This window comes from Cupriavidus sp. CuC1 (assembly GCF_044627735.1).
GTDB lineage: Bacteria > Pseudomonadota > Gammaproteobacteria > Burkholderiales > Burkholderiaceae > Cupriavidus > Cupriavidus ulmosensis.
Window position 1 is genome coordinate 23,856 of sequence record NZ_JBIUHC010000120.1, and the last position, 7,215, is coordinate 31,070.

At 60.0% G+C, this 7,215-nt stretch carries 7 protein-coding genes; 3 read left to right on the plus strand and 4 right to left on the minus strand.

All coding sequences use genetic code 11. The features are described from left to right. The first annotated feature begins 3 nt into the window (after nt 1–3). On the plus strand, nt 4–1,356 hold the full coding sequence (locus ACGLHR_RS36845) for an AraC family transcriptional regulator (RefSeq protein ID WP_400100177.1): 1,353 nt from the start codon (nt 4–6) through the stop codon (nt 1,354–1,356). Between the two features lie 304 nt (nt 1,357–1,660). On the opposite strand, the gene ACGLHR_RS36850 is transcribed toward ACGLHR_RS36845, so the two are convergent. Further along, nucleotides 1,661–2,026, minus strand: a complete 366-nt coding sequence (locus tag ACGLHR_RS36850; RefSeq protein WP_400100178.1) for an EF-hand domain-containing protein — start codon at nt 2,024–2,026, stop codon at nt 1,661–1,663. A 248-nt stretch (nt 2,027–2,274) separates the two neighbouring features. Here ACGLHR_RS36850 and ACGLHR_RS36855 point away from each other — a divergent pair, with 248 nt between their 5' ends. Next, nucleotides 2,275–3,360, plus strand: coding sequence for a calcium:proton antiporter (locus ACGLHR_RS36855; RefSeq protein ID WP_400100180.1), 1,086 nt, complete (start codon nt 2,275–2,277; stop codon nt 3,358–3,360). Here ACGLHR_RS36855 and ACGLHR_RS36860 read toward each other — a convergent pair. After that, nucleotides 3,346–3,705, minus strand: a complete 360-nt coding sequence (locus ACGLHR_RS36860; protein WP_400100182.1) for an SDR family NAD(P)-dependent oxidoreductase — start codon at nt 3,703–3,705, stop codon at nt 3,346–3,348. The two genes, ACGLHR_RS36855 and ACGLHR_RS36860, sit on opposite strands and share 15 nt — an antisense overlap. Before the next feature lie 212 nt (nt 3,706–3,917). Further along, a complete protein-coding gene (locus tag ACGLHR_RS36865) occupies nt 3,918–5,579 on the minus strand; it encodes an FAD-dependent oxidoreductase (protein WP_400100183.1) in 1,662 nt (553 codons plus the stop codon). Nucleotides 5,580–5,809: 230 nt separating this feature from the next. Between ACGLHR_RS36865 and ACGLHR_RS36870 the strand changes: the two genes are divergently transcribed. Continuing rightward, entirely contained in the window at nt 5,810–6,529 is a 720-nt protein-coding gene (locus ACGLHR_RS36870) for an SDR family oxidoreductase (protein ID WP_400100185.1), read from the plus strand. Nucleotides 6,530–6,628: 99 nt separating this feature from the next. Here ACGLHR_RS36870 and ACGLHR_RS36875 read toward each other — a convergent pair. Further along, on the minus strand, nt 6,629–7,215 hold a 587-nt coding region (locus ACGLHR_RS36875), incomplete at its 5' end, for a helix-turn-helix domain-containing protein (protein ID WP_400100187.1).

Here is a 7,215-nt window from a genome sequence, read left to right on the forward strand (position 1 = left end):
CTTATGGCCTACTTAGTTCGCAGTGCCGCCCTGACCGACTACGTCAAGGTGGCGCGAGCCTTTGGTATTGATCCTTATCGGCACTTGCGTGATGCCGGAATTGACCGGTCTGCGTTATTGGCCCCGGACACCATGATTCCAGCCGAGGCGGTGGGGCGCCTGCTGGAGACGTCGGCCGAGGCCGCGGGCATCCAGGATCTTGGCCTGCGCATGGCGGAGACCCGCCAACTCTCCAACCTTGGGCCGCTGGGTTTTGTGATGCAGGAGCAGCCCACGCTTCGCAAGGCGCTCGACTCGGCGTCGCACTATCTGCGGCTGCAGAACGAAGCGCTCCACATGCGCATCGAGGAAACGGAGGGCATTGTCATCATCCGGGAGGACATGCTTGGCGGCTACGCCGGCTCCATGCGGCAGGCGATGCAATTGGTGCTGGGCGTCGTGCACAGGACGCTGAGCACGCTTCTTGGCGCCACGTGGAGGCCTCGTACCATCTGCTTCACACATGCTGCTCCCGCCAGCCTCGCCATGTACGCGCGGGTGTTTGGGGCCCCGGTTCTGTTCAAGCAGGATTTTGATGGTCTCGTGTGCCAGGTGTCCGATCTTGAAGTCGCGATCCCGGCCTACGATCCGGTCATGGCGCTGCAGGTGCGCCGGTACCTGGATGCGATGCTGGCTCAGTCCAATGCGACGATGTCCGACAAGGTAAGGAAGCTCATCATCACGCTGCTTCCATCGGGCACCTGCTCCGTGGGTCGCGTCGCGCAGCATCTGGGGGTCGATCGCAGGACCGTATATAGTCGCCTCGCGCATCACGGCGAAAGCTATCTGTCGATTGTCGACGGTGTGCGGGAGGACTTGGTGAAGCGGTATATCGATAGCGACGATCGGCCGCTGTCGGAAGTCGCGACGCTGGTGGGATTTTCATCATTGAGCGCATTTTCCCGCTGGTTTGGGGGCCGTTTCGGGTGTAGCGTTTCGAAGTGGCGGAGCACAAGGGGTAATGCGGTGGCACCCCAAGATTCAGGCGCAAATGCGGCATATGGCCAGGGAAGCGCTGCGGCAGCCGGGGACTATGGCGGCGTGCTTAGCGTCCTGACCCCCTCCGATCTTCCTGCCGATCCCGACGCGGTACGCGCCATCGCGCTGGAGCAGAACCGGCTGGCGCGCGCACTGTGGGAGCAGATCGAGAGCTTGAAGCACCAGGTCGCGCAGCTTGACCGTGCGCAGTCTGGCGCCAATTCCGAGCGCCTGCCGGGGCAGGCCGAACTCCTTGCAGCGCCGCGGGACCTGCCGCCGCCACCGGTGGCACCCAAGGTCAAGAGGGCAAGTCACAGCCGCAAGATCCAACGATCCTGATCGCAATCAGGGAGGCCCTAAAAAGAAGCTCGCGATCGATGACCAGAATCGAAATAATCCCGCCGAGGCACACTCGCCGCAGGTATTGTCCGAAGGTCATGTCGATCGTGTCGCCGACGAGGAAAGGCGGTAGCCACAAATCCAGGACGGACTGACACACGGCCAGGCAGCAAAGGGGGGCGCGGCTGAACTTTGGTCCACTATCGGCCCGGCGTTTACGGTCCAGCCTGAAGCAATCTGCTCCCTTGAATCCCGCCCATGAATGCCGAAGCGGTTTCGGCCGTTATCCCAGCGGGGCAACAGGTCAGTTCCAGATGGGATTCTCCTTCTGCATCTGTTCCTTAGTCTTCGCCTGCCAGTACGCACCGATTTGACGTTCTGTTACGTAACCCCGCTTCCTGGCATCGATCTTGTCAAAGCGCTTGTACACCTCCGGCATACCCGCCTTGGCTTCTTCGCGGGTCAGTTTCCCGTCATGGTCGACGTCCGCCGCCTTGAAACGCTCGGCAATCAGGGCCTTAGCTTCAGCGGCGGTCGACGGCATTTTCGGAATCTGGGTTGATTCTGGTCCTTGTTGGCCTTTCGATTCCTGCATCTGCTGCGCGCTCGCACCGGTAAAAGCGAGCGCCATCGCAGCTAAACCAACAGCAGACAATTTACGCACGGTCATTTCCGTCTCCTCGAGCATTCGTGGTTCCACATTGTCTTCTTGCGAAAAATTCTTCGCCAAATAAAATTCCCTGCAAGCCAATGCCCACAGGGGATTTTAGGCAGTCAAGCCCCGCTTACCAACACCTTTGTGTAACGGGAAGGGCATTGCCACAAGGTATGCTTGTTGTGCACTGCAACCGCAGATGGTCTCCGTTGGCCCCGTGCGGACATCCGCATCAATAGCAACAACGGAAGGAGAATGCAGAGATGATGCTTACATCCAGCAAATTGCCTGCATGGACGATCGTTGCGCCGTGTGTCGCATTGGTCACGCTGGCTGCCGGCGCATTGCTGTCCGGCCAAGGCTGGCTGATCGCGCTGATGGGCATCGCACTAGCCGGCTCGGTCTTTGCGAGCGTTCATCACGCCGAAGTCGTTGCCCACAAGGTCGGCGAGCCGTTCGGTACGTTGGTGTTGGCCCTTGCCATCACGGTCATCGAAGTGGCGCTGATCGTCTCGGTCATGCTCTCGTCCGGCCCGGAAAATGCCGGCCTTGCGCGCGACACCGTGTTTGCGGCCGTGATGATCATCTGCAACGGCATCGTCGGGCTGTGCCTGTTCGTAGGCGGCCTGCATCATCGCGAACAGGCCTTCCAGGCGCCGGGCGCCAACGCGGCCATGGCCGTGCTGGCCGCGCTGCTGGTGCTGACAATGGTGTTGCCGAGCTACACGAGCTCCACGCCAGGGCCGATGCTGACGCCCGCGCAACTGGGCTTTTCAGGCGTGATGTCGCTGGTGCTGTACGGATGCTTCGTCTTCGTGCAGACGGTACGCCACCGCGACTACTTCCTGGTGGAAGGAAGCTCGGATGAAAACGACCACCTCCCGCCGCCGCCTGCGCGCGTGGCGCTGGCAAGTGGCGTGCTGCTGATTGTCTGTCTGGTGGTAGTTGTGGGGCTCGCCAAGTTGCTGTCACCTTCGGTGGAGAACGCCATACTTTCCGCAGGCGCTCCGGCGGCCGTGGTTGGTATCGTGATTGCCGCGCTCGTGCTGCTGCCCGAATGCCTGGCGGCATTGCGCGCGGCGCGCGGCGATCGCATCCAGACAAGCCTGAACCTGGCACTGGGCTCAGCACTAGCCAGTATCGGCCTGACGATTCCGACGGTCGCCGCTGTCTTCATCTGGACCGGCCAGCCGCTTGCACTGGGGCTCGGTGGCAAGGATATGGTATTGCTATTTCTGACGCTGATCGTGCTGACGCTGACCCTCGGCATGGGCCGTTCTACCATCCTGCAAGGCGTGGTTCACCTCGTGATCTTTGCCGCCTACTTGTTCATGTCAGTTATTCCATGAGGGCAAACTCGGCGCACCGCTTCCACGATTCCAAGGACTGCGGTGGACGCCTTTGCGACACCCTCTGAAGGGCGAGGTTTGCCGCGCAAGCCGATCAATACCACCCAGTTTGAGTCGCGCCACCTCCAGCATGACTGCACGCCCTCTGGTCCGCGTGACGTCTGCAGCGACGGCCGCCACATCCACACCCTCACCGGCCAGGAGGGACTTTGCCGTGCGCAGGCCTTCTTCCTGGCGCGCGGCAAGCAGTACGCGCGCGCCCAACTTCCCCAACGCCCTTGCGAGAGCCAATCCGATACCACTAGAGCCGCCGGTGATCAGCACGCGTTTGTTCGCGATGTCCATTTGCTTTCCTGTTCGTTGTCCGCGTTACAGCACGACCCGGCCACCTGGAGTCCTACAACAGGAAGTTTTGCCGACGGATGCTGCTTTGTGGGGTGACAGTAACGGAACCGCGGTGAATGCAGAAGCCGGGTCGTGGGCATATAAGTCATGCCCACCTGGAATGGGCTCAGCGCATAGCGGCGCTAAAACCACGCCGTACAGCGCGCGAAGAGTCAACCAGCGAAGAGCTGATGCAAGGACTGGACCGCCGCGGCGCCTTCCCCTACGGCGGCGGCGACCCGCTTGACGGAGCCGCTTCTTACGTCGCCAACAGCAAACACACCGGGCAGACTGGTTTCCATTGGCAGCGGTGAGCGCTCGTGCGCCCAACGCACCTGTGGTACTTGCGCCCCGGTAAGGACAAAAAGCTTGTCATCAAGGGCGACACAGCCGTCAAGCCATTCAGTACACGGCTCAGCCCCGAGAAAAAGGAAAACGTGGCCTATTTCGTAGGTGCGAAGTTGGTCGTTGCCGTGCCGACACTGGACCGCTTCCAGCTTCCCTTGACCGATCAACTCGCGGATCTCGGTTTCAACATGAAGAGTGATATTTGGCGCGGCATTGATGCGCTGAATCAAATAGTGAGACATACTCGCCGCGAGTCCCGCAGAACGAACCAGGATATGCACATGCCGTGCGTGCTCGGAGAGAAAGACAGCGGCCTGGCCTGCGGAATTCCCTCCTCCGACAACAATGACTTCCTCGCCCGCGCAATAGGTAGCCTCCATAAATGAGGCGTTGTAATAGACGCCCCTGCCTTCGTAGTCTGCGAGGTTGATTAGTTCCGGCTTCCTGTAGTGTGCGCCCGTTGCGATTACCACTGCACGTGCCGTCACACGTTCTCCATTGTCGACTTCGAGGACAAACTCGCTCCCGCCCTGTCGGAGCGCAGTCACTGCCACCGGCACCGCGACTTCCACGCCGAACTTTCTTGATTGCGCCAGCCCCCGACCCGCAAGAGCGCGCCCCGAGATGCCCGTTGGAAAGCCAAAGTAATTCTCGATCTTCGAACTTGTTCCCGCTTGTCCCCCCGGAGCGGTGGAATCAAATACAACTGACTGAAGTCCCTCAGAGGCCCCATAAACTGCTGCCGCGAGACCTGCGGGCCCGGCTCCGACGACCGCGAGATCAAAGCGTCTGCCGCTTAGAGACTCCGGGCTCATCCCGATCGCGTCAGCAAGGGCTCGGTTTGTCGGGTGGCACATGACCTCGGCCTTCGGGGTGACGACCGCCGGCAAATCTTCTGGCGTGATACGGAACCGCTCCATTAGCGTTCGCGCCTCGACTTGCTTGTCGGCGTCCAGGTACAGCGCTGGATAGCTGTTGCGAGAGAGAAACTCTCTGAGCCGCAACGCGCCTGCGGAATGCCGCGAGGCGATGACGATCACGCCCCCAGACGCCTCATCTTCGATGAACGATACCCGACGAAGAATGAACGCCCGCATGATGATTTCGCTAAGGTCGGCCTCTGAGATCACAAGCTCGCGCATACCCTCCGGCTCTATTACCAGCAGTTCCGAATCTGTTTCTACACGAACGGTAGCTACGGCTCCGCGCCCAACTAGAGAGCCGATATCTCCGGTGAACATGCCCGGGCCGCGTGTCCCCAAACTGCGTGATTCGAGGGCGTTGCAACGCTCAACTTCAAGGGAACCGGTCACGACGACATACGTGGATATATTCCTATCGCCCTGGTGAAAAAGGACCTGCCCCGCGGGAAATCTGCGCACAGTGCCGTACCGATGCATCCGGTCGATCTGCGTCGGCGTCAGGACCGGAAATCTCTGGTTTCTCCTATCGTCCCCAGAACGGACGTTTTCTGTTGAGGCGTCCATGACGTCACTCCATCCAAGATACTTGCGCAAGGCTGTACCGCTTTACACTGTAGCAAGGCGGGGGTGTCGCGACTATATTCGCCGTGCCTTAATCTCTGTATCGCGGGCGCCACATACAAAGGGGTCGATATTCCACTGGGGAATGACTGTTATTCAGTCCGCCGGTCTTGTTGACCGAAGCACGTGCGCGGAAGATTCGTGGGCCAGTTCCAAGTTGAAGAAGGACTCCCATGAAGACACGTACTTTCCTAATCACAGGCGCCAGCAAAGGGATCGGCCGCTCTTTGGCCGATCGTCTTGCTCGCCGAGGCCACCAGGTAGTTGGCCTGGCTCGGAGCTCGGATGCATCGTTTCCCGGCAACTTGGTTTCCGTCGACTTGTCGGACTTGCAACAGACCGAGGCTGCGCTCAGCGAGCTTAGAGGTACTTTCAAATTCGACGGGCTTGTGAACAACGTGGGACTGGTCAAACCACAGCGAATCGGCGAGGTGCAAATAGAAGACCTCGACGCCGTCCTTGGCGCCAACCTCCATCCAGCGGTTCAGGCCATGCAGGCTCTTTTGCCGGGCATGCGTGAGACAGGCTGGGGGCGTGTCGTCAACATTTCGAGTCTGACGGTCTTGGGCGCGTTCGAACGGACAGCATACGCCGCAGCAAAAGCGGCCCTAATAAGCTTCTCGAGGTCTTGGGCACTAGAACTCGCAACCACAGGGATTACTGTTAACACCGTTGCCCCAGGGCCAACGGAAACGGAGTTGTTCCGGAAGAACAGCCCGCCGGGAAGTGTTGGGGAGAAGCGATTTCTTTCTAGTGTGCCGATGAATCGCTTCGGCAAACCCGATGAGATCGCGGCAGCCATCGAGTTCCTGTTGTCAGAAGACGCTGCGTTCATCACAGGTCAGACGCTTTTCGTCGACGGCGGAGCGTCGGTCGGAAGGTCGCAGGTCTAGGGCCGTCAGTGCAAGCTCGCCCGCTTCGGTGTCGGCGACACAGTCACTGCGCAGCGCCGGATTGCTTCTTCCGGCGCCGCGAGGGAACGTCCCGCTCACCTACTCCGTTGGCTCGTCCCCGGCTGCAATCGACTCGTCTACAGGAAGACCGTCATCTTCTGCCCGCTCATCCGAATGCGACTGAGTCCCGATAGTTCGCCGCCACTGGGCGGGAGTCATGCCCAGCAGCTCTGTAAATGCTCGCCGGAATGCGGCGACAGATTGATATCCGACGGCTTCTGCAACCGCCTCCGTCTTCGTAATGGGATTCTTTAGAGCGTTTGCCGCCAAACTCATTCGAACGGCGAGTAGTAAGTCATGGGCGGTGCGTCCGAAACTTTGCTGGAACTGCCGCATGAACGTCGCGCGCGACATGTTGCAGCGCTGCGCGAGCTCGGGCACCGTCCACGGAAACGCAGGCTCGTTGAAGATCGCGGAAATCGCTGGCGCTAACCGCGGATGCCCTGCCAAGCCCAGAAGACCAGTAGGTGGTTGGTCCGATTCGCTCGCTAAACGCATGCTCAGCGCAAACAACATCGTCGACAGCGCGTTAAGCATCGCATGTCCGCCTAGGCGCAATACTGTTAACAAATTCGAATTTGTGTTAACTTTCAAGCCTCTGCAACAACAAGAAGAGCTTGAAGGAT

Bases quoted from the DNA above. Each gene is read 5' to 3' on its own strand.
- ACGLHR_RS36845 (WP_400100177.1), top strand. From the start codon at position 4: ATGGCCTACTTAGTTCGCAGTGCCGCCCTGACCGACTACGTCAAGGTG.
- ACGLHR_RS36850 (WP_400100178.1), bottom strand. From the start codon at position 2,026: ATGACCGTGCGTAAATTGTCTGCTGTTGGTTTAGCTGCGATGGCGCTC.
- ACGLHR_RS36855 (WP_400100180.1), top strand. From the start codon at position 2,275: ATGATGCTTACATCCAGCAAATTGCCTGCATGGACGATCGTTGCGCCG.
- ACGLHR_RS36860 (WP_400100182.1), bottom strand. From the start codon at position 3,705: ATGGACATCGCGAACAAACGCGTGCTGATCACCGGCGGCTCTAGTGGT.
- ACGLHR_RS36865 (WP_400100183.1), bottom strand. From the start codon at position 5,579: ATGGACGCCTCAACAGAAAACGTCCGTTCTGGGGACGATAGGAGAAAC.
- ACGLHR_RS36870 (WP_400100185.1), top strand. From the start codon at position 5,810: ATGAAGACACGTACTTTCCTAATCACAGGCGCCAGCAAAGGGATCGGC.